This window comes from Bradyrhizobium genosp. SA-4 str. CB756 (assembly GCF_000473125.1).
Classification (GTDB): domain Bacteria; phylum Pseudomonadota; class Alphaproteobacteria; order Rhizobiales; family Xanthobacteraceae; genus Bradyrhizobium; species Bradyrhizobium arachidis.
Window position 1 is genome coordinate 176,855 of record NZ_KI421499.1, and the last position, 17,395, is coordinate 194,249.

The following is a 17,395-nucleotide window of genomic DNA, read 5'->3' on the forward strand; positions in this document are numbered from 1 at the left end:
AGGAGCCAAATCCATGAGCCTGTATGGTGTTATGCGCACCGGCGTTTCCGGAATGGGCGCGCAGTCCAACAAGCTGTCGACGGTCTCGGACAACATCGCGAACGTCAACACGACCGGCTACAAGCGGGCCTCGACCGAGTTCTCCTCGCTGATCCTGAAGAGCGGCTCCGGCAACTACGACTCCGGCGCCGTCGAGACCACGGTGCGCTACGCGATCAGCGATGCCGGACATACGCAGTTCACCACGTCGACCACGGACCTCGCCGTCCAGGGCAACGGCTTCTTCGTGGTGTCGAATGCCAACAACACGCAACAATATCTGACGCGCGCCGGCTCGTTCGTGCCGGACAGCCAGGGCAATCTGGTCAATGCGGCTGGCTACTACCTTCTGGGCCAGCCCGGTAACGTGACCAATTTCTCACAGAACAGCCTGTCAGGCATGCAGATCGTCAACATCGCCCAGGTTTCGCAGGTGCCCGTGCCGTCGACGGCGGGGACGCTCACGACTGGCAATCTGGATCCGAAAGCGGCCGTGATCGCTGGCCCGCCCGGCCCGGCCTCATACTCGTCGAAGAGCTCGATCGTGGCCTACAACAATATCGGCCAGGCCGTTACGCTTGACGTCTACATGTCCCACACCGCAACGGCCGCCGGTTCGGACACCTGGCAGATTCAGGCTTACGACTCCGCGACGGGTGCGTCGGTCGGCGCCGCCACCACTTTCACCTTCGATACGACCGCAACCGGCAAAGGCACGCTGGCCGCGGCGAGCCCGACGACCCTCGCCTTCACCGTCCCCGGCGGTGCGGCGATGACCATGGACCTGTCGAACATGACGCAGGTCGGAACCGACTTCAGCTTCAAGGCGACCGTCAATGGCAGCGTTCCCTCGGCCATCGACAAGGTCGATGTCGACGATACAGGCCACGTGACGGCGGTCCTCAAGAACGGACAGACGCTGACGCTCTTCACCATCATGCTTGCCGACGTCGCGAGCCCCGACAATCTGACACCGGAGCCGGGCAACGTCTATTCGACCAACATGAACTCCGGCAACGCGCAGGCCGGGAATGCCGGCACCGGCGGCCTCGGCACGATCCAGTCCGGCGCCCTGGAAGACTCGAACGTCGACCTTGCGGACGAGCTGACCGGGATGATCGAGGCGCAGCGCGGCTTCACCGCGAACTCGAAATCGTTCCAGACCGGCGCTGACCTGCTCGACGTCGTCGTCAACCTGAAGCGCTGAATTCTTCAGCGCGCATTCCAGGCAAGAGCAAATCATGTCCCTTACCGCCGCTCTCGACTCCGCCCGCGCTTCGCTCATGGCGTCGGGCATCCAGTCCTCGACGATCTCGCGCAACATCGCTGGTGCCAGCGCCGCCGGCTATTCGCGCAAGATCGCCGTGCTGGACAATCTGCCCGGGGCTGGCGTCTATGTTGCGGCGATCCAGCGCGCCGCGAGCTCGGGTCTCTACGACAACGTCTTGGTCGCGACTTCGTCGTCGGCCAAGCAGACCGCGATCTATGACGGTCTGCAGAAGATCGCATCTGCCACTGTGGACGATCCGGAGCTCGACCAGTCGCCGACGGCGCAGCTCAATGCGCTGAAGAAGGCGCTTCAGCAATATGCCAACGCTCCGGATAACACCACGCTGGCGCAGGCGGCGGTGACATCCGCCAAGGACATGGCGACCGCGCTCAACCAGGCGACGCAGACCGTGCAGTCGGTCCGTGCGGGCGCGGATGCCGACATGAATACGTCGGTCCAGAACATCAATCAGCTGCTCTCCCAGTTCGGGACCGTGAATACCGCGATCGTGAAGGGCACGATCTCCGGCGACGACATTACCGACTATCTCGACCAGCGCGACAGCATCGTCTCGCAGCTGTCGCAGGAGCTCGGAGTCACGATGTCGCTCCGACCCAACGGCGACGCGGCGCTCTACACCGACAGCGGTGTCGTGCTGTTCGACAAGACGGCCCGAACGGTCAGCTTCACGGCGACCAACATCTATACGCCTGGCACCATGGGCAACGCGGTGGTCATCGACGGCGTGCCGGTAACCGGTGCCAATTCGGTGATGCCGCTGAAGTCGGGCAAGCTCGCGGGCCTCGCTCAGCTGCGTGACCAGGACACCGTCACCTATCAGAGCCAGCTCGACGAAATCGCGCGCGGCCTGATCAATACCTTCAGGGAGAGCGATCAGACCGCCGCGGCGCTGCCCGACGTCCCCGGTCTCTTCACCTATCCCGGCGCGCCGGCGATGCCCGCGAGCGCCACCGTCTCGGTCGGCCTTGCCGGCCTGATCAGCGTCGCGGCGTCAGTCGACCCGGCCCAGGGCGGCAACCCAAATCTGCTGCGCGACGGCGCGATCAGCGGCAACGTCGCATACCAATACAACACCGCCGGCAATGGCGGCTACTCGGTCCGGCTGCAGCAGCTCATCGCCGGCATGGATGCTTCGCAGCCGTTCGATGCAACCACGCAGGGCAAGCCGAGCGGCAGCCTGATCGACTTCGCGTCGTCGTCGACCAGCTGGATCGAAAACCAGCGCAAGACCGCGGACTCCAACGTCAGCTACCAGAAGACGCTGCTAGACCGCAGCACCGCGGCGCTGTCGAACGTCAGCGGCGTCAACATGGACGACGAGATGTCCTTGATGCTCCAGGTCGAGCGCACCTATTCGGCCTCGTCGAAGATCATCTCGACCGTCGACGAAATGCTGCAGAGCCTGCTGGCTGCCGTGGGGAATTAAGCCATGATGAGCGCGAACTACATCTCGACCTTGATGCTGTCTTCGTCGTTGAGGTCGTCGATCACGAACAACCAGTCCTTGCTGAGCAAGGCGTCGACCGAGGCGACCACCGGCCGCTTTTACGATGTCGGCCTCGAGCTCGGGGCCACCACGGGAGGCGACCTCACCCTGCGGGCCGACCTCAGCTTCGCCGATCAGCTCGTCGACACCAACGGGCTCGTCGCCGGACGCCTCGACGTGACGCAGAACCGGATCACCCAGCTCAACACGACCGCAACGTCCTTCCTCAAGGATCTGATCGCGGCCCGCAGCACCGACGGCGGCGGACGGATCATCCTGCCGCCTGCGTCCTCCAACCTCCAGGATCTGATCGGCGCGCTGAACGTCTCTTATAACGGCTCGTACCTGTTCTCGGGCATCAACACGCAGAACCAACCGATCACGGCTTACGCCGCCGGCTCGGCCAGCAAGAACCAGGTCGACACCGATTTCGCTACGTTCTTCGGCTTCTCGCAATCCTCGCCCAACGTGAAGAACATCACGCCGGCCCAGATGCAGACCTTCCTCAACACCACCTTCGACGCCGAATTCGCGAGCCCGGCCTGGAACACCAACTGGTCGTCGGCCACCGACCAGGTCATGCAAAGCCGTATCTCCACGACCGAGATCGCCGATACGTCCGTCAGCGCCAATCAACCCTCCTTCCGCATGCTCGCCGAGGCCTACACCATGATGGCCGATCTCGGGAACGCGAACCTGGACCAGTCGACGTTCCAGGTCGTCGTGGACAAGGCGATCGGCCTCGTCGGGAACGCCATCACCGGCCTCGCTACGCTCGGCGGCGATGTCGGCACGGTCCAGCAGCGGCTCACCTCCGCAACCGACAAGCTCAAGACGCAGCAGGACATTCTGAACAATCAGATCGTCGGTATGGAGAAGGTCGATCCGGCCGAAGCCTCGGTGCGCGTCAACACCTTGCAGACCCAGATCCAGACGGCGCTTGCACTGACGTCGCAGCTCCAGAAGATCAGCCTCATCAACTATCTCTGAGCCTAGGCTCGTCACCTTTGTCTTGTTCTTCGTTTCCTGCGCAGTGTGGTCCTGATGACGTTTGAAGCCTATGAAGCGGTCGTCGATGATAGCGGCTATGAGGCGAGGGGCCGCGAGCGCCAGGCGCTCAGTCTCGGCATCGACCGACTCGAGCGCCTCCAGAAGGGACGCGCCAGTTTCGAGGATCAGGTCCAGAGCCTGCTTTACGTGCGGCGGCTGTGGACGATCTTCATCGAGGATCTCGCGCATCCGGAAAACGGGCTTCCCGAGAAGCTGCGGGCCGACATCATCTCGATCGGCCTGTGGGTCGTCAAGGAGGCCGACCGCCTTCGCGAAGAAAAGTCGAACGACGTGATGCAGCTCATCGAAATCAACCGCATGATCCGAGACGCACTTTAATGAAGATCTCCTTGCGGGCGGGCGAACGGATCTACATCAACGGCGCGGTTCTGCGTGTGGACCGCAAGGTCTCGGTCGAGCTCGTCAACGACGTGATGTTCCTGCTCGAAGGGCAGGTCATGCAGGCCTCCGACGCCACCACAGCGATGCGGCAGCTCTATTTCATCGTTCAGCTCATGCTGATGAACCCGACCGACGTCCGGGACGCTTCGGCGCTCTATGTGCAACACCACGCGGCCCTGGTCGCGGTGTGCGAAAGCCGCGAGATGCTGGAGGGGCTTGCCGCGGTCGACGAGCTGGTCGAGACGACCCGTTATTTCGAGGCGCTCAAGCGAATTCGGGCGCTGTTCCCGGTGGAGCAAGCCATCCTGGCCGGCGCCGCCGCCCCATTCGAGGCTGCCTGACAGCGGAGAGGCAAATGAACGTCACCAGCGCGACCGACAGCACCAGCAAGTCCAATTCGACCAGCTCGACCTCGAACACGTCGAGCACCGGCGTCGACTACAACACGTTTCTTCAGCTTCTCGTCGCCGAGATGAAGAACCAGGACCCGACCAATCCGATGGACACGTCGCAATATATGAGCCAGTTCGCCCAGCTCTCGACGGTCGAGCAGGCCATGCAGACCAATAACAAGCTGGACTCGCTGTTGTCTTCGCAGTCGCTGTCGCAGGCGGACGCGTTGATCGGAAAGAAGGTCAGCTTCACCGACTCGACCGGTGCGACCTTCAGCGGCAAGGTCGCATCGATCTCCATCAACACCGACGGTTCCATCGCGACCCTCGAGGACGGCACCAAAGTCGCCGTCGGGCCCGGGCTCACGATCAGCCAGTCATGAACGAGCGCGACGCCCTCGACATCGTCCAGGCGGCGATCTGGACCATCATCGTCGCCTCCGGCCCCGCAGTCGGGGCCGCTATGCTGGTCGGCACCGTCATCGGGTTGCTGCAGGCCCTGACCCAGATCCAGGAGGCAACGCTGACCTTCGTTCCGAAGATCATCGTCCTTCTCGTGGTCGTCGCCGTCTCCGGTTCCTTCATCGGCGCCCATCTCTCCACCTTCACCGAGATGGTCTATTCGCATATCGAACGCGGCTTCTGAGCCGCGCGGCCGGCGGCCACCACCCTCGCGTAAGCTTTGCGCGGCAAATTACCGGGCGGACCCTCTGCCGGTGACCCATGGCCGATACGTTAGCTGCTAGCCTGCCCAGCCCGCGCCGACTCGGGGCGGACGCCTTCTTCGCGGGCGGCATCGTGACCATGCTCACGATCCTGTTCCTGCCGATACCGCCGATCCTGATCGATCTCGGGCTCGCGTTCTCGATCGCGCTCTCGGCGCTGATCCTGATGGTGGCGCTGTGGATCCAGCGCCCGCTCGACTTCTCTGCCTTCCCGACCGTGCTGCTGATCGCGACGATCCTGCGCCTGGCGCTGAACGTTGCGACCACGCGCCTGATCCTGTCGCGGGGCGGGGAGGGTGAGCAGGCCGCAGGCTATGTCGTCGCCGGCTTCTCCAAATTCGTCATGGGCGGCGACTTCGTTATCGGTCTGATCATCTTCGCGATCCTGGTCACGGTGAACTTCGTCGTGATCACCAAGGGTGCGACGCGTATCGCCGAAGTCGGCGCCCGTTTCACCCTGGACGCCATCCCCGGCAAGCAGATGGCGATCGACGCCGATTTGTCCGCGGGCCTGATCGACGACAAGGAAGCCCAGCGCCGGCGTCGCGAGCTCGAGGAGGAAAGCGCCTTCTTCGGTGCCATGGACGGTGCCTCGAAGTTCGTCCGCGGTGATGCCATCGCCGGCCTGATCATCACTGCGATCAACATTTTTGGCGGCATCATCATCGGCGTCACCCATCACGGTCTGACCCTGTCGCGTGCCGCCGACGTCTACACCAAGCTGTCCGTCGGCGACGGCCTGGTGTCGCAGATGCCGGCGCTGATCGTGTCGCTGTCGGCCGGCCTTCTCGTCTCCAAGGGCGGCACCAGGGGCTCGGCGGAGCAGGCCGTGCTGCGGCAGCTCGGCGGCTATCCCCGCGCGGTGTCGGCCGCCGCGCTGATGATGTTCGTGCTGGCCCTGATGCCGGGCCTGCCCATGGCGCCCTTCATGCTGCTCGGCGGCGTCATGGCCTTCGTCGGCTACTCGCTGCCGAAGCGCCAGGCGGCCCTCAAGCAGAAGGAAGACGCGCGCAAGGCCGAAGAACGCGCCCAGGCCGAGGCCAAGGATTCGGTCAAGGAATCGCTAAAGACCGCCGAGATCGAGCTGGCGCTCGGCGGCCACCTTTCGGTCCATCTGCTGGGCGCGCGCACCGAGCTTGCTCACCGCGTGGCCAAGATCCGCAAGAAGTTCGCCAAGCAGTACGGCTTCGTCATTCCCGAGATCAAGCTCACCGACAATCTGTCGATCGATCCCAAGGGATACCAGATCCGGATTCACGACACGCGCGTTGCGCATGGCGAGCTCAGGCTCGGCGAGGTGCTGGTGCTGGTCGACAAGGACGGCAAGCCCGACGTGCCCGGCGAAGAGGTGATCGAGCCCGCCTTCGGCATGAAGGCGCTGTGGGTGACAGAGGCTTTCACCGACGAGGTCAAGCGCCAGGGCTGCAAGCCGGTCGACAATCTCTCGGTGCTGCTCACGCATTTGAGCGAAGTGATCCGGGCGAACCTCGCCCAGCTCCTGTCCTACAAGGACATGCGCGCGCTGCTCGACCGGCTCGATCCCGAATACAAGCGCCTGGTCGAGGATCTCTGTCCGTCGCAGATCTCCTATTCGGGCCTGCTGGCGATCCTGAAGATCCTGCTGGCCGAGCGCGTGTCGATCCGAAACCTGCATCTGATCCTCGAAGCCATCGCCGAGATCGCGCCCCATGTGCGGCGGTCCGAGCAGGTCGCAGAGCATGTGCGCACGCGCCTTGCCCAGCAGATCTGCGGCGACCTCTCTGACAACGGCGTGCTCAACGTCGTCCGGCTCGGCAATCGGTGGGACCTTGCGTTCCACCAGAGCCTGAAACGCGACGGCAAGGGCGACGTGGTCGAGTTCGACGCCGATCCCCGCCAGATCGAGCAGTTCGCGACGGAAGCCAGCGCCGCGATCCGCAAGTTCACCGAGAGCGGCACTAGCGTGGTGCTGGCGGTGACCCCCGAAGCCCGTCCCTATGTCCGCATGATCCTGGAGCGGGTGTTCCCGACACTGCCGATCCTGTCGCATGTCGAGGTCGCGCGCTGCGCCGAGATCCGGGCGCTCGGAGCCATATCGTGATCAGCAGCCTTGCCGACAGCGTGCTGGTCACGTTCATCGTGTTCTGCCGCATCGGCGCCTGCCTGATGTTCGTGCCCGGCTACTCTAGCGTCAACGTCCCGGCCCAGGTGCGCCTGTTCATCGCGCTCGTCACGACGTTTGCGCTGACGCCGATCCTGATCGCGGTCCTGAAACCTCTCACGGAGAATGCGGCGCCGCTAGCGCTGGCACTTCTGATCGGCTCCGAGATCCTGGTCGGCAGTGTCATCGGCCTCGGCGGGCGCGTGTTCTTCCTAGCGCTCCAGACCATGGCCACCGTGATGGCGAGTGCGATCGGGCTCAGCAACATTCCGGGCACGCCGATCGGCGATACCGATCCGGCGCCCGCTTTGGTGCCGCTGATCATGGCGTCCGTCACCACGCTCTTCTTCATGACCGACCAGCACTGGCAGGTCCTGCGCGGGCTGATGAACTCCTACGATGTCTGGCATCCCGGCAGCAGGATCGAGGGCAGCATGGCGCTGGACCAGCTGCTCGCTCGTCTGTCGGAGGCGTTCGTGCTGACGCTGCGGATCACGAGCCCCTTCATCGTCTATTCGGTCATCGTCAACCTCGCTGTTGGCTTCATCAACAAGCTGACGCCGGCAATTCCAGTCTATTTCATCTCGGTGCCCTTCGTGCTGTTCGGCGGCTTCCTGCTGCTCTACCTCACCAGTGACGAGCTGCTGACGCAATTCATGCTCGGCGTCTCGTCGTGGCTCGCAGAGTGATCGGTCATGAGGTCGCGTGCGGACAAGCTCGCCCGGATGGTCTCCCTCGTGAAGCTCCAGCTCCGGCTGTCCGAATGGCAGCTCGCGCAGCTGCGGCAGCAGGAGAAAAGCCTGCAGGACGAACAGGAATGGCTGGTCGGAGCTTTGAACGAGGGCAAGCCGCCGGCAGGTTCGTCGAGCGAATCGATCGCGCGGCGCCTCAACAGGACCAGCGTCGGCGCGCGCGCGGTTCAGGCGCAGGCATTGCAGCAGTTCAACCAGGTCCGCGCGGAGAGCCGCCGCGTGAAACAGCTCGAGGAAGTCGCCAAGGCGGCGCTCGCGGACAAGCTTCGCGATGCCGAAAAGCGTTCGCTCGAGGAGATCGCGGGAACAAGCCTCACCGTGCGCGAGTGGACGCCACGACCAGCCAGCCGGAACAAGACATGATCGTGACAGCGACGCCCGACCTCGTTCTCGACGTCCTCGATGCCGCCGATCCCGTGACGCAGCGCGCAGCGGCCGCGAAGCTCGACGCGCTCAAATCATCCGACGCCGATTTCGCCGCCACGATGGACGCGGAGGTCGGCAAGGCCAAGGCGGCGACGGCCGATCAGGCCGCGTCGAAGGTTGTCGATGCGCAGTCGACCGCCGTGAACGGGGCGCCGGTGCAGGTGATCAAGGCGCCTGCCTCCGGCGAGGTCTACCGGAAGTTCGAGGCTTTCATCCTCCAGACCTTTGTCGAGACGATGTTGCCGAAGGAGTCGGAGCAGGTCTTCGGCAAGGGCACGGCCGGTGGCGTCTGGAAATCGATGCTGGCGGAGCAGCTGGGCAACCAGCTGGCCAAGGGCAAGGGGATTGGCATTGCCAAGCAGCTCGCCTCAGCGCATCCGGCGGGAACGGACATTACGGGGAAAGCCGGATCATGATCCGGGAATGGGTGACAGACGTTGAGGGGTGAATTTCCTATGCAGGCACAAGAAAGCGCGGCGGTCCTGGTGATGGAGCAGCCGGTCGCGGACACCGAGGCGATAACGATGGAAGCGGCGACAGGCGGTGCGCAGCTGCCGGCGCTGTTGCCGAATGCCGGCGGCGAAGCGGCGGTCGACGGCATTGACGCGGCGAGATCGGACGAGGTGCGCGGCCTGCTGGCGGCGATCCGCCGGCTCGAGAGCATCGTCGAGGAGGAGACGATTGCGCTCACGACGCGCAAGAAGATCGATTTCGACGACTTCAGCGCCCGCAAGAGCCGGAGCATGCTCGAATTCGTCCGCCTGATGCGGGCACGGATGCATCTCGGCAACGAGACCGTGATCACCGAGGAGATCCAGCGCTTGCGCGAGAAGCTCGAGCGGAATCGCTCGGTCCTCGAAATGCATTACGAAGCGGTGCGCGAGGTCGCCTCCATCATCGTCAAGGCGATCAAGGACGCCGACTCGGACGGCACCTATACCGGTCGTACGGCGCAGGACGGAAGATGATCAGACTCGTTCTGGCCGGCCTCTGGGTTTGCATCCTCACCGCGGGCACGAGCTATGGCGTGGCCTATTGGAAGGAAAACGGTAGCCTGCTGCCGGCGAAGGACGAGTATCTCGACGGGCTGCAATACCAGAAGACGCGGGCGCTGAGCGTGCCGATGATCGAGGGTGGCAGCGTGCAGGGCTACATCGTGGCGCGCTTCGTCTACACCATCGAGGCGCGGACCATGCACCAGCTCAACGTTCCGCCGGAGCCGTTCGTCGTCGACGAGGCCTTCCGCAGGATCTACGCCGACGACCGTCTCGATTTCAGGAAGCTCGCCCGTTACGATCTCTCGATCCTCACGACGGCGATCAAGCAGCGCGTCAACGAGCGGATGCAGGCCGACGTCGTCCAGGACGTCCTGGTCGAGGACTTCAACTACGTATCAAAGGAAGAATTCCAGAAGCAGTAGGCGTCGCGGAACAAGCGTGGGCGGCCCTCCGGCTGCGCCGCGCTGCGTGGCCTGATTTCAGCCGGCCTCGGTCCCCAACAGTGCAACGGCCTCTGCGAAGGATGCTCCGCAGAGGCCGTTGTCGTTGTTGTGGCGGTGCGCTGCCGCGTCAGTTTCCGGCGGGATACGCCGCAGGGGCCGGGGCGGCGCGCGCCGTGTTCAGGAGGATGCCGACCTCGTCGAGCTCCTGCATCGGCACGTCGATGGTCTCGCCCGCGGGGATGTTGAGGCGGTATCCGACGTAGCGCCGGGCCACGATCGCATCGAAACCGAGGCGGTCGCGAAGCTTCTTGCGCAGCTTGCTGACGTGGCTCTCGATCACGCTCTCGTCGAAGGTCGACTCGAAGATGCCGTAGACCGCGTTGAAGATCTGCGTCTTGGTGATCCACTTGCCGTGGTTGGCGACCATATATTCGAGGATGCGCAGTTCGCGGCGGGGCAGGGTGAGGGCGTGGCCCGCGATCTCGGGGTCACGTCCGTTGAAGAAGACCTGGATCCGGCTCTCGCAGGGCCTCGGCAGATCGCCAACCCGGCGGCGCGCGATCGCGGCCGTTCGGGCGAGGATCTCGCGCAGGTGTATGGGCACGTGCACGACGTCGTCGACGCCCGACTCGAACAGCTCGAGCGTGTTCTTGAGCATCTTCTGGCCGCTCATGGCGATGATGGGAGCCGAGGAGCGCTTGCGCATCGCCCGCGGCAGGCTTCCGCGGGCATCGCAATCCCCGAGCAGGAAGGCATCGACCGCTGCCAGATCCGATTCACTCGCAGATTGCAGCCAGTCCCAGAATTCTCCGGAGGAGAATCCGATCGACGATACACCTTCGCGAACGAGCCCTACAACGTAGCTGTTCGTGACGCTCTCGCGATCATCAACGATAATATACATCAGTCTTTCGCCCCTGTTTCGCACTTGCAGCGGCCGGGTGGTTGTTTGTGATGCCCCGGCTCGGCAGCCATGCTGTTTGACGATATTTCCCTCCCGCGAACCGTTGTTATGGTTTCGATATTCGCGGGCAGCCCTACGCATTCAGTGCCTGCGTGAGCAGGCCTGCTACTTCGACTCGATACTGAACGCTTACTGTGTGAGGCCCGGCGGGTGTCTTACGGATCACCCCGCGGAGCGGATTGAGAATACGACCTAGTACAGTTGCGCCAAGTTGCTCATCGTGTCCGAAACGCTACTGAACTTTGTCGATCTCCTCGCCAACTGGCGAGAGAATCACTTGAGTAGGACCGTAACAATTGCCTAATTCCGATCAAGCGCGCGCCGCAAAGCGATTGCTATGCATGTTTGATGCTGTTGATTTGTTTCGAGTTGTTTCTTGATATTTTCAACCGCATCAGTTGATTTGAATTTCGAACTAGTTTTGCACCTTGGCGGTTCTAAAGTTCCGCATGTCCGTATAATCACAGCAATTTTGAGTGGTGCTACCGGTGACGCGTAGCGAGGGGTTTTCAACCCCGGATTGACTCGTGCTCCCATTTTTCCACATGCGACAATTCGACTCATGTGTGGCGGCTGGACTCCAGCTTGGCGAAATCTTGGCGAGTGTGTGTCTTTCGAGTCGCACTCTCGCCGCGTGCGTGTCGCGTTCGACTCATTGAGGTCGCATCGCGCGCGTTGAAAGCTTTTCGATGCGCACGTTTCAGGCAAGCTTCGGCAAATAATCTCGTCGATCAACAGATCGAACTGAACGGAGCATTTTCACATGTCGTCCGATGGACAAGCTCGTCCCAGCGAAACCGCTGATGTTTCCGCGGCGGCGAAGCCGGCTCCGGCGGCAAGCAATATGAAGGACAGCGCGACGCAAAATTCCAGGCCCGCAGCAAGCACCAAACCCGCAGCGAACGCGAAGCGCGTGTCGGCCGCGGTGAACGATGAAGTGCTGGCGAAAGAGGCGCTCGAAGGGCTGAAGCGCATTCGCGCCAAGGCGCGCCTCGACAAGATGGCGATACCCAAGCCTGCCCCGGCCGTGATCAAGCCGGCCGTGATCGTGGCCAAGCCGCCGCCGCCGCGTCCGACCTGGGTCGTGCCGCTCGCAACATTGGCGGTCGCCGCGATCCTGGTGGTCTGCGCCTGCACCGGCGTGATCGCCTATCTCACCACGCAGCCTGCGCAGAACAACGTCGCGGCCAACACCGAGATCAGGATTCTGCGCGAGACGGTCGCGCAACTGCGCAAGCAGGTGTCGGGCGTGTCCGAAAATCTCGACGGTCTGCGCACCGCGGTCGATCAATCGAGCAAGGCGACCAACGATCGCTTCGGTAGGTTCGCCGAGAATCTCGACCGGATCGAGCGGGTGAGCTCGTCCTCGACGGCGAAGCTCGACAGGCTCGCCCAGGTGCAGGCTCAGGCGCCGGCGCCCGCGGCCGTTGCTTCGCAGCCGCCGTCACAGGCTGCACCGATGATGGCTTCGCTCGCAGCGCCCGAGGTCACCGGCTCGGTACCTCCGTCCGCGCCGCGGAAGGTCGTCAAGGGCTGGTCGGTTCGCCAGGCCTATGAGGGGATCGCGATCCTGCAAAGTCCGAACGGCGTCATCGAGGTCGTGCTGGGACAGCAGGTGCCCGGCCTTGGCCGCATCGAGGACATCAAGAACGAGAACGGTCGCCTGGTGGTGGAGTCCAGCAGCGGCGTCATCTATTCGTCACGCAAGGCGACGCCCTGAGCAAAGGCCGCCCTCTATTGGCGGTGATGCTCGAAGCTGGTGCATAGCAGATCCACCTCCGCTTCCGCGATCGGCGCGCGGAACAGACGGCAGCTGAACTCGGCTGTCTTGCTATCGGGGGAAGTGCGATCCTCGCGAAGGAAGATGCATCGCTTGCAGACATCGGTGTGGTGCCGCTGCTCGGCAGCGTCGGACTGATCCAGTACGTGACGGAGTGCGTCGCGGAAGCGGACCTTGGCGTCGTCGTCGAGGACGGCAATTGCCTCGACGAGAACGCTGACGGGATCGCGCACCAGGAACTTCTTGCCCTGCTGCGTCACGCTCAGCATCACCGATCGCTTGTCAGTGGCCGAGCGCTTTCGCTCCAGATAGCCGAGCCGCTCGAGCTCGCCGATGATGAACGAGGCGGTGCCGCGCGTGGTGCCGACGTAGCTTGCGAGCGCCGAAGGCGTCCGGGAAAACCGGTTGGCGCGGGAAAGGAATCGCAGCGCCATCCACTCGCGGTCGCGCAAGCCGTGCTTGGTGCCTTCGAACCAGAGGATTCGCGCGACCTGCTCCAACAGTTCAATCGATTCACGAGCCAAGTTCATTTCAATTCCAGGTCGGATAAAGCTTTATTCAATTGAGCCTTGGGTAGCGCAATCTGGGTGGACGACAATGAAGCTCTCGGGCGATCCTTCGTCCGAATGGACGGCGGAGCGCTCTTGGAAGTCGCCCTTCGGTTTCCAAGAGGGAACCTCCGGACGTGGAACTAGGGCGTCACAAAGAAAGTTCGAGTGAATCGTACGGCTCAACTCTTCGGAAAATTTCAGTCAAATGACTGCGCTTCACCGGCCGGATTCCGGCGGCGCGCTGCGTCTGGGCAACATGATGTGTCGTTGCCGCCACCGCACAGCCTATTTGTTGCGGCGGAGCCTTTTCGAATTGTGCGAAGTGGCCGCAGTCTGCAGCTTCTGACCGCGTGGGTTGCGGCAGCAGAACTGTAATGTTGGGTTAATGGATGTTGCGTCGCAGCGCAGCCACGCGGTTAAAGCCCGCACACGATCAAATCCGACGGCTGGCGTATGGCCGATCCGATCGGCCGCCGGTCTCTTGTTCAGAGTCCGGCGCGCGGCCGATGGTCCGCGCCAACGAAGGGATGATACCGAGAACCGCGTGCTCGCAGGCTGGTGACTTGCCTTTGCCCGTTAACTATCGGCGAATGCGTCGCCCCCGGGGCACCACCATAAGCAGGAAGGGATACCGATGAGCTTCGAAACCACCATGACATCCGACGTCGTCGGCCTGACGAAAGTCGCCCCGGTCTCGCGCCGCGGATTCATGAGCGCCACGGCGGCCGTCGCCGCTGGCTACACGCTCGCGGCCGGTCCGGTTCGCGCCGACATCATCACGACCGACACCAACGGCCTCCAGACCGGCGACGCCAAGATCAAGGTCGGCTCGGAAGAGATGCCGGCCTATTTTGCTCGCCCTGCCGGCAACACCAAGGCGCCGGTGATCATCGTCGCGATGGAGATTTTTGGCCTGCACGAATACATCAAGGACGTGACGCGGCGCCTGGCCAAGCTCGGCGCGTTCGCGGTCGCGCCTGACTATTACTTCCGCAAGGGCACCGATCTCACCAGGATCACCGACGTCAAGGACCTGCTGCCGATCGTCAATGCCAAGCCGGACGCCGAGCTATTGACCGATCTCGACGCGACGGTGGCCTGGGCGGGATCGCAGGGCGGCGACAGCACGAAGCTGGGCATCATCGGCTTCTGCCGCGGCGGACGCACGGTCTGGGAATATGCCGCCCATAGCGGCGCGCTCAAGGCCGGCGTCGCCTTCTACGGTCCGCCGGTCGATCCGGCCAATCCGCTCTGGCCGAAGAGCCCGATGCAGCTTGCCCCCGAGATGAAGGCGCCGGTGCTCGGCCTGTATGGCGGGGCCGATACCGGCATTCCGGTCGCCCAGGTCGAGCAGCTCAAGGCGGCGCTGGAGCAGAACAAGAAGACGGCCGAATTCAAGATCTATCCCGAGGCGCCGCACGGCTTCCATGCCGACTATCGCGGCAGCTACCGCAGGGACGCCGCGGAGGATGCCTGGAAGCAGGCGCAGGCCTGGTTCAAGAAATACGGCGTATTGAGCTGAGGGCAGCGTTTTCGAAAGGGCGGCCGGAGTGGCCGCCCTTTCTCTATTCGAGGCTCACTTCGTCATTGCGCCATAGACGATGTCCTGGACCTGCTCGCGGTAGTATTTGCGCAGCTCACCCGGCGCCGCCGTTCCGACAACGACGACGAGACGTTCCTTCGGATCGCAGAAGAACTGCGTCCCGTAAGCGCCGTTCCAGGTGAACTCGCCGGGATTGCCGGGCACCGACGACAGCCCCTCGCCGGTGCGCACCGCGACCGCGAGGCCAAAGCCGAAGCCGGCGCGGTGCGGCTCGATGTTGGCCACGTTGTTCTTGATCTCGGGGCCGAGATGGTTGGTCGTCATGTGGTGCACGGTCTTGGGCGAGAGGATACGCTGGCCGTCGAGCTCGCCGCCATTGAGCAGCATCTGTCCGAAACGGATGTAATCGCCGATCGTGGCGAACGAGCAGGCACCGCCGCAATCGAACTTGGTTGGCGTGTCGAGCAGCTTGATGGCCTGCGGCTTGCCGGTCAGCGGATCGTTGGCGAACGGGCGGGCGAGGCGGGGGCGCTGCGCGTCGGTGGGGTGGAAGGTCGCGTCCTTCATGCCGAGCGGTTGCCAGACATTGGCAGCGAGATAGTCGCCGAGCTTCTGCTCGCTGACTTTCTCGACGACGGCGCCGAGCACGTCGATCGAAAAGCCGTATTCGAACTCGGTCGAGGGTTGATGCGCCAGCGGCAGTTTGGTGATGCGCTCGATGAAAGCCGGGGTGTCGCCTTCGATCGCGGGCGCGACGCCATCGGGGTATTGCCGCGCAAGCGCGCTGGAGGAGTCCGGGCGGCCGCCATACATCAGGCCGGACGTGTGCCGGTAGAGGTCGTGAATGAAGATCGGCGAGGCCTGCGGCTCGAATTTCAGCGAGCCGTCGGCCTGCTGAACGCCGACCTTCATGTCGGCAAAGCCGGGATAGTAGTCCGACAATTTTGCCTGGAGCGGGAGCTGACCCTTTTCCATCAGGGTCAGACCTGCGACCGCGGCCATCGGCTTGGTCATCGAAGCGAGCGCGAAGATCGCATCGACCGGCATCGGCGTGCCCTTGTCCGGATCGAGCATGCCATAGGCCTTGTAGTGCACGAGCTTGCCGTCGCGCGCGATGGCGACGACCGCGCCGGGCACGCGCTTGGCGGCGATCTCGCGCGCGAAGAAGCTGTCGAGCCGCGCCAGGCCCTGCTTGGAGAAGCCAGCGTCATCGGGATTTGTTTCGGGCAGCGGTGCGGCGCGCGCTGCACCGAACGTGATGACGGCAGCCGCCGCCGCGATCATGGCGATCGTCTTCTTCATTGCATCCTCCCAGGCGAGCGCGTTATGCGAATGGCTCGCTCGACGCCTAGATCACGACCGCGCTGGCGCGAAGTCAAGCGCGCACCCAGCATGTCTGGGACGCACCGGTGATGCCCGAACCCTAGCGTCCTTCGCCGGCGCGCCAGAGCGCATCGAGGCCATGGCGGTAGGTCGGATAGGCGAGCGTGACGCCGAGCTCTCGCTTCAGTCTTGCGTTGGAGACGCGGGCGCTGCTGGCATAGAAGCTGCGCGCCATCGCCGACATCTCGGCGGTCTTGAAGGCTTCTTCCGGCGGCGGCGCAACGTTCATCAGCTTCGCGGCATAGGTGATGACGTCCTGCGGGGGCGCCGGCTCGTCGTCGCAGACGTTCCAGGTACCCCCGCCCTCGCGCTGGATCGCCGCCATGATCGCGCCCGCGATGTCGTCGACATGGATGCGATTGAACACCTGTCCGGGCTTGATGATGCGCCTTGCCGTGCCCGCGCGCAGCGTCACCAGCGCATTGCGGCCTGGGCCGTAGATGCCGGCAAGCCGCAGGATGGCGGCTTCGCCGCCGGTTGCGTCGGCCCAGGCCTGCTCGGCCGCAATGCGCATGCGCGTGCGCTCGAGCGTCGCCTGCGGCGGCGTGCTCTCATCGACCCATCCGCCGCTGTGATCGCCATAGACGCCGATGGTGGAGAGATAGACGACCTTGCGGCGGCCCGCCGCCAGCACGTCGCCGAATGCGGCGATGGCAGGATCACCGGTGCTGCCGGGCGGGATCGAGATGAGAAGGACATCGGCCTCGCTGATGCGTTCGACCGTCTCGCGCGCCGGACTGCCGCCGGAAAATTCGTGGACCTCGATGCCAGCGAGATCGTTCCGCTGCGCGGGATCGCGCACGGTGCCGGCGACATGGGAGAAGCTGTCGCCGAATTTGCGGACGAAGTGCCGGACGCTGTAGCCGAGGCCGAGGATGAAGAGCCGCATGCGTCTCCCGTGCAGGTCAAGGTTCCCGTTCGCGCTCGCCGCGCGTCTCGCTCATAAGAGATTTTTGGGTCCGGCAAAAGATATTCCGATTTGTCTCGCCGGCCGGTGCAGGCAATGCTCGCTCGACACCGGGAGGCATCG

Annotated in this window: 19 protein-coding genes; 15 read left to right on the forward strand and 4 right to left on the reverse strand. The window is 63.7% G+C overall.

Translation table 11 applies throughout. The annotated features are described in order from the left end of the window. Positions 1–13 precede the first annotated feature (13 nt). The 13 genes from BRAGE_RS0100890 to BRAGE_RS0100950 all read left to right on the forward strand — a co-directional run bounded on the left by BRAGE_RS0100890 (position 14) and on the right by BRAGE_RS0100950 (position 10,123). Entirely contained in the window at positions 14–1,246 is a 1,233-nt protein-coding gene (locus tag BRAGE_RS0100890) for a flagellar hook protein FlgE (protein ID WP_027560915.1), read from the forward strand. Between the two features lie 34 nt (positions 1,247–1,280). Beyond that, on the forward strand, positions 1,281–2,756 hold the full coding sequence (flgK, locus tag BRAGE_RS0100895) for a flagellar hook-associated protein FlgK (protein WP_027560914.1): 1,476 nt from the start codon (positions 1,281–1,283) through the stop codon (positions 2,754–2,756). A 3-nt stretch (positions 2,757–2,759) separates the two neighbouring features. Continuing rightward, positions 2,760–3,806 (forward strand): flagellar hook-associated family protein, encoded by a 1,047-nt coding sequence (locus BRAGE_RS0100900; protein ID WP_027560913.1) that lies wholly within the window; start codon positions 2,760–2,762, stop codon positions 3,804–3,806. A 54-nt stretch (positions 3,807–3,860) separates the two neighbouring features. Further along, a complete protein-coding gene (flaF, locus tag BRAGE_RS0100905; protein WP_027560912.1) occupies positions 3,861–4,205 on the forward strand; it encodes a flagellar biosynthesis regulator FlaF in 345 nt (114 codons plus the stop codon). Next, positions 4,205–4,609, forward strand: a complete 405-nt coding sequence (gene flbT / locus BRAGE_RS0100910; RefSeq protein WP_027560911.1) for a flagellar biosynthesis repressor FlbT — start codon at positions 4,205–4,207, stop codon at positions 4,607–4,609. Before flaF ends, flbT begins: the two co-directional genes overlap by 1 nt. A gap of 14 nt (positions 4,610–4,623) precedes the next feature. Beyond that, positions 4,624–5,043 carry a flagellar hook assembly protein FlgD gene (flgD, locus tag BRAGE_RS0100915; RefSeq protein ID WP_027560910.1) on the forward strand — a complete coding sequence of 140 codons (420 nt, stop codon included), beginning with the start codon at positions 4,624–4,626 and terminating at the stop codon, positions 5,041–5,043. Continuing rightward, a complete protein-coding gene (fliQ, locus tag BRAGE_RS0100920) occupies positions 5,040–5,306 on the forward strand; it encodes a flagellar biosynthesis protein FliQ (protein WP_027560909.1) in 267 nt (88 codons plus the stop codon). The genes flgD and fliQ overlap by 4 nt, the downstream gene beginning before the upstream one ends. Before the next feature lie 77 nt (positions 5,307–5,383). Beyond that, positions 5,384–7,465 (forward strand): flagellar biosynthesis protein FlhA, encoded by a 2,082-nt coding sequence (gene flhA / locus BRAGE_RS0100925; RefSeq protein WP_027560908.1) that lies wholly within the window; start codon positions 5,384–5,386, stop codon positions 7,463–7,465. Continuing rightward, on the forward strand, positions 7,462–8,214 hold the full coding sequence (gene fliR / locus BRAGE_RS0100930) for a flagellar biosynthesis protein FliR (RefSeq protein WP_027560907.1): 753 nt from the start codon (positions 7,462–7,464) through the stop codon (positions 8,212–8,214). The genes flhA and fliR overlap by 4 nt, the downstream gene beginning before the upstream one ends. Positions 8,215–8,220: 6 nt before the next feature. After that, positions 8,221–8,640: a hypothetical protein gene (locus BRAGE_RS0100935; protein ID WP_027560906.1), complete on the forward strand. Its 420-nt coding sequence runs from the start codon at positions 8,221–8,223 to the stop codon at positions 8,638–8,640. Then, on the forward strand, positions 8,637–9,119 hold the full coding sequence (locus tag BRAGE_RS0100940) for a rod-binding protein (RefSeq protein ID WP_027560905.1): 483 nt from the start codon (positions 8,637–8,639) through the stop codon (positions 9,117–9,119). The genes BRAGE_RS0100935 and BRAGE_RS0100940 overlap by 4 nt, the downstream gene beginning before the upstream one ends. Before the next feature lie 39 nt (positions 9,120–9,158). Beyond that, positions 9,159–9,671 carry a hypothetical protein gene (locus BRAGE_RS0100945; protein ID WP_027560904.1) on the forward strand — a complete coding sequence of 171 codons (513 nt, stop codon included), beginning with the start codon at positions 9,159–9,161 and terminating at the stop codon, positions 9,669–9,671. Then, the gene (locus BRAGE_RS0100950) at positions 9,668–10,123 is read left to right on the forward strand and encodes a hypothetical protein (RefSeq protein WP_027560903.1); all 456 of its coding nucleotides are present in this window, start codon (positions 9,668–9,670) and stop codon (positions 10,121–10,123) included. Before BRAGE_RS0100945 ends, BRAGE_RS0100950 begins: the two co-directional genes overlap by 4 nt. Positions 10,124–10,271: 148 nt before the next feature. Here the strand turns inward: BRAGE_RS0100950 and BRAGE_RS0100955 are convergent, their stop codons facing one another. Beyond that, the gene (locus tag BRAGE_RS0100955; protein WP_027560902.1) at positions 10,272–11,048 is read right to left on the reverse strand and encodes a response regulator transcription factor; all 777 of its coding nucleotides are present in this window, start codon (positions 11,046–11,048) and stop codon (positions 10,272–10,274) included. A gap of 823 nt (positions 11,049–11,871) precedes the next feature. On the opposite strand from BRAGE_RS0100955, the gene BRAGE_RS0100960 reads away from it, so the two are divergent. Then, positions 11,872–12,828, forward strand: a complete 957-nt coding sequence (locus BRAGE_RS0100960; RefSeq protein ID WP_027560901.1) for a hypothetical protein — start codon at positions 11,872–11,874, stop codon at positions 12,826–12,828. Between the two features lie 14 nt (positions 12,829–12,842). On the opposite strand, the gene BRAGE_RS0100965 is transcribed toward BRAGE_RS0100960, so the two are convergent. Continuing rightward, positions 12,843–13,418: a MarR family winged helix-turn-helix transcriptional regulator gene (locus BRAGE_RS0100965; protein ID WP_027560900.1), complete on the reverse strand. Its 576-nt coding sequence runs from the start codon at positions 13,416–13,418 to the stop codon at positions 12,843–12,845. 655 nt (positions 13,419–14,073) lie between these two features. Between BRAGE_RS0100965 and BRAGE_RS0100970 the strand changes: the two genes are divergently transcribed. Further along, the gene (locus BRAGE_RS0100970; RefSeq protein ID WP_027560899.1) at positions 14,074–14,961 is read left to right on the forward strand and encodes a dienelactone hydrolase family protein; all 888 of its coding nucleotides are present in this window, start codon (positions 14,074–14,076) and stop codon (positions 14,959–14,961) included. A 54-nt stretch (positions 14,962–15,015) separates the two neighbouring features. Here BRAGE_RS0100970 and BRAGE_RS0100975 read toward each other — a convergent pair whose 3' ends face one another. Together BRAGE_RS0100975 and BRAGE_RS0100980 are read right to left on the reverse strand one after the other, a co-directional pair. Beyond that, positions 15,016–16,284 (reverse strand): serine hydrolase domain-containing protein, encoded by a 1,269-nt coding sequence (locus BRAGE_RS0100975; protein WP_027560898.1) that lies wholly within the window; start codon positions 16,282–16,284, stop codon positions 15,016–15,018. Between the two features lie 121 nt (positions 16,285–16,405). Beyond that, entirely contained in the window at positions 16,406–17,254 is an 849-nt protein-coding gene (locus tag BRAGE_RS0100980; RefSeq protein ID WP_027560897.1) for an SDR family oxidoreductase, read from the reverse strand. Between the last annotated feature and the right edge of the window lie 141 nt (positions 17,255–17,395).

Bases quoted from the DNA above. Each gene is read 5' to 3' on its own strand.
- BRAGE_RS0100890 (WP_027560915.1), top strand. From the start codon at position 14: ATGAGCCTGTATGGTGTTATGCGCACCGGCGTTTCCGGAATGGGCGCG.
- flgK (WP_027560914.1), top strand. From the start codon at position 1,281: ATGTCCCTTACCGCCGCTCTCGACTCCGCCCGCGCTTCGCTCATGGCG.
- BRAGE_RS0100900 (WP_027560913.1), top strand. From the start codon at position 2,760: ATGATGAGCGCGAACTACATCTCGACCTTGATGCTGTCTTCGTCGTTG.
- flaF (WP_027560912.1), top strand. From the start codon at position 3,861: ATGACGTTTGAAGCCTATGAAGCGGTCGTCGATGATAGCGGCTATGAG.
- flbT (WP_027560911.1), top strand. From the start codon at position 4,205: ATGAAGATCTCCTTGCGGGCGGGCGAACGGATCTACATCAACGGCGCG.
- flgD (WP_027560910.1), top strand. From the start codon at position 4,624: ATGAACGTCACCAGCGCGACCGACAGCACCAGCAAGTCCAATTCGACC.
- fliQ (WP_027560909.1), top strand. From the start codon at position 5,040: ATGAACGAGCGCGACGCCCTCGACATCGTCCAGGCGGCGATCTGGACC.
- flhA (WP_027560908.1), top strand. From the start codon at position 5,384: ATGGCCGATACGTTAGCTGCTAGCCTGCCCAGCCCGCGCCGACTCGGG.
- BRAGE_RS0100935 (WP_027560906.1), top strand. From the start codon at position 8,221: ATGAGGTCGCGTGCGGACAAGCTCGCCCGGATGGTCTCCCTCGTGAAG.
- BRAGE_RS0100940 (WP_027560905.1), top strand. From the start codon at position 8,637: ATGATCGTGACAGCGACGCCCGACCTCGTTCTCGACGTCCTCGATGCC.
- BRAGE_RS0100945 (WP_027560904.1), top strand. From the start codon at position 9,159: ATGCAGGCACAAGAAAGCGCGGCGGTCCTGGTGATGGAGCAGCCGGTC.
- BRAGE_RS0100950 (WP_027560903.1), top strand. From the start codon at position 9,668: ATGATCAGACTCGTTCTGGCCGGCCTCTGGGTTTGCATCCTCACCGCG.
- BRAGE_RS0100955 (WP_027560902.1), bottom strand. From the start codon at position 11,048: ATGTATATTATCGTTGATGATCGCGAGAGCGTCACGAACAGCTACGTT.
- BRAGE_RS0100960 (WP_027560901.1), top strand. From the start codon at position 11,872: ATGTCGTCCGATGGACAAGCTCGTCCCAGCGAAACCGCTGATGTTTCC.
- BRAGE_RS0100965 (WP_027560900.1), bottom strand. From the start codon at position 13,418: ATGAACTTGGCTCGTGAATCGATTGAACTGTTGGAGCAGGTCGCGCGA.
- BRAGE_RS0100970 (WP_027560899.1), top strand. From the start codon at position 14,074: ATGAGCTTCGAAACCACCATGACATCCGACGTCGTCGGCCTGACGAAA.
- BRAGE_RS0100975 (WP_027560898.1), bottom strand. From the start codon at position 16,284: ATGAAGAAGACGATCGCCATGATCGCGGCGGCGGCTGCCGTCATCACG.
- BRAGE_RS0100980 (WP_027560897.1), bottom strand. From the start codon at position 17,254: ATGCGGCTCTTCATCCTCGGCCTCGGCTACAGCGTCCGGCACTTCGTC.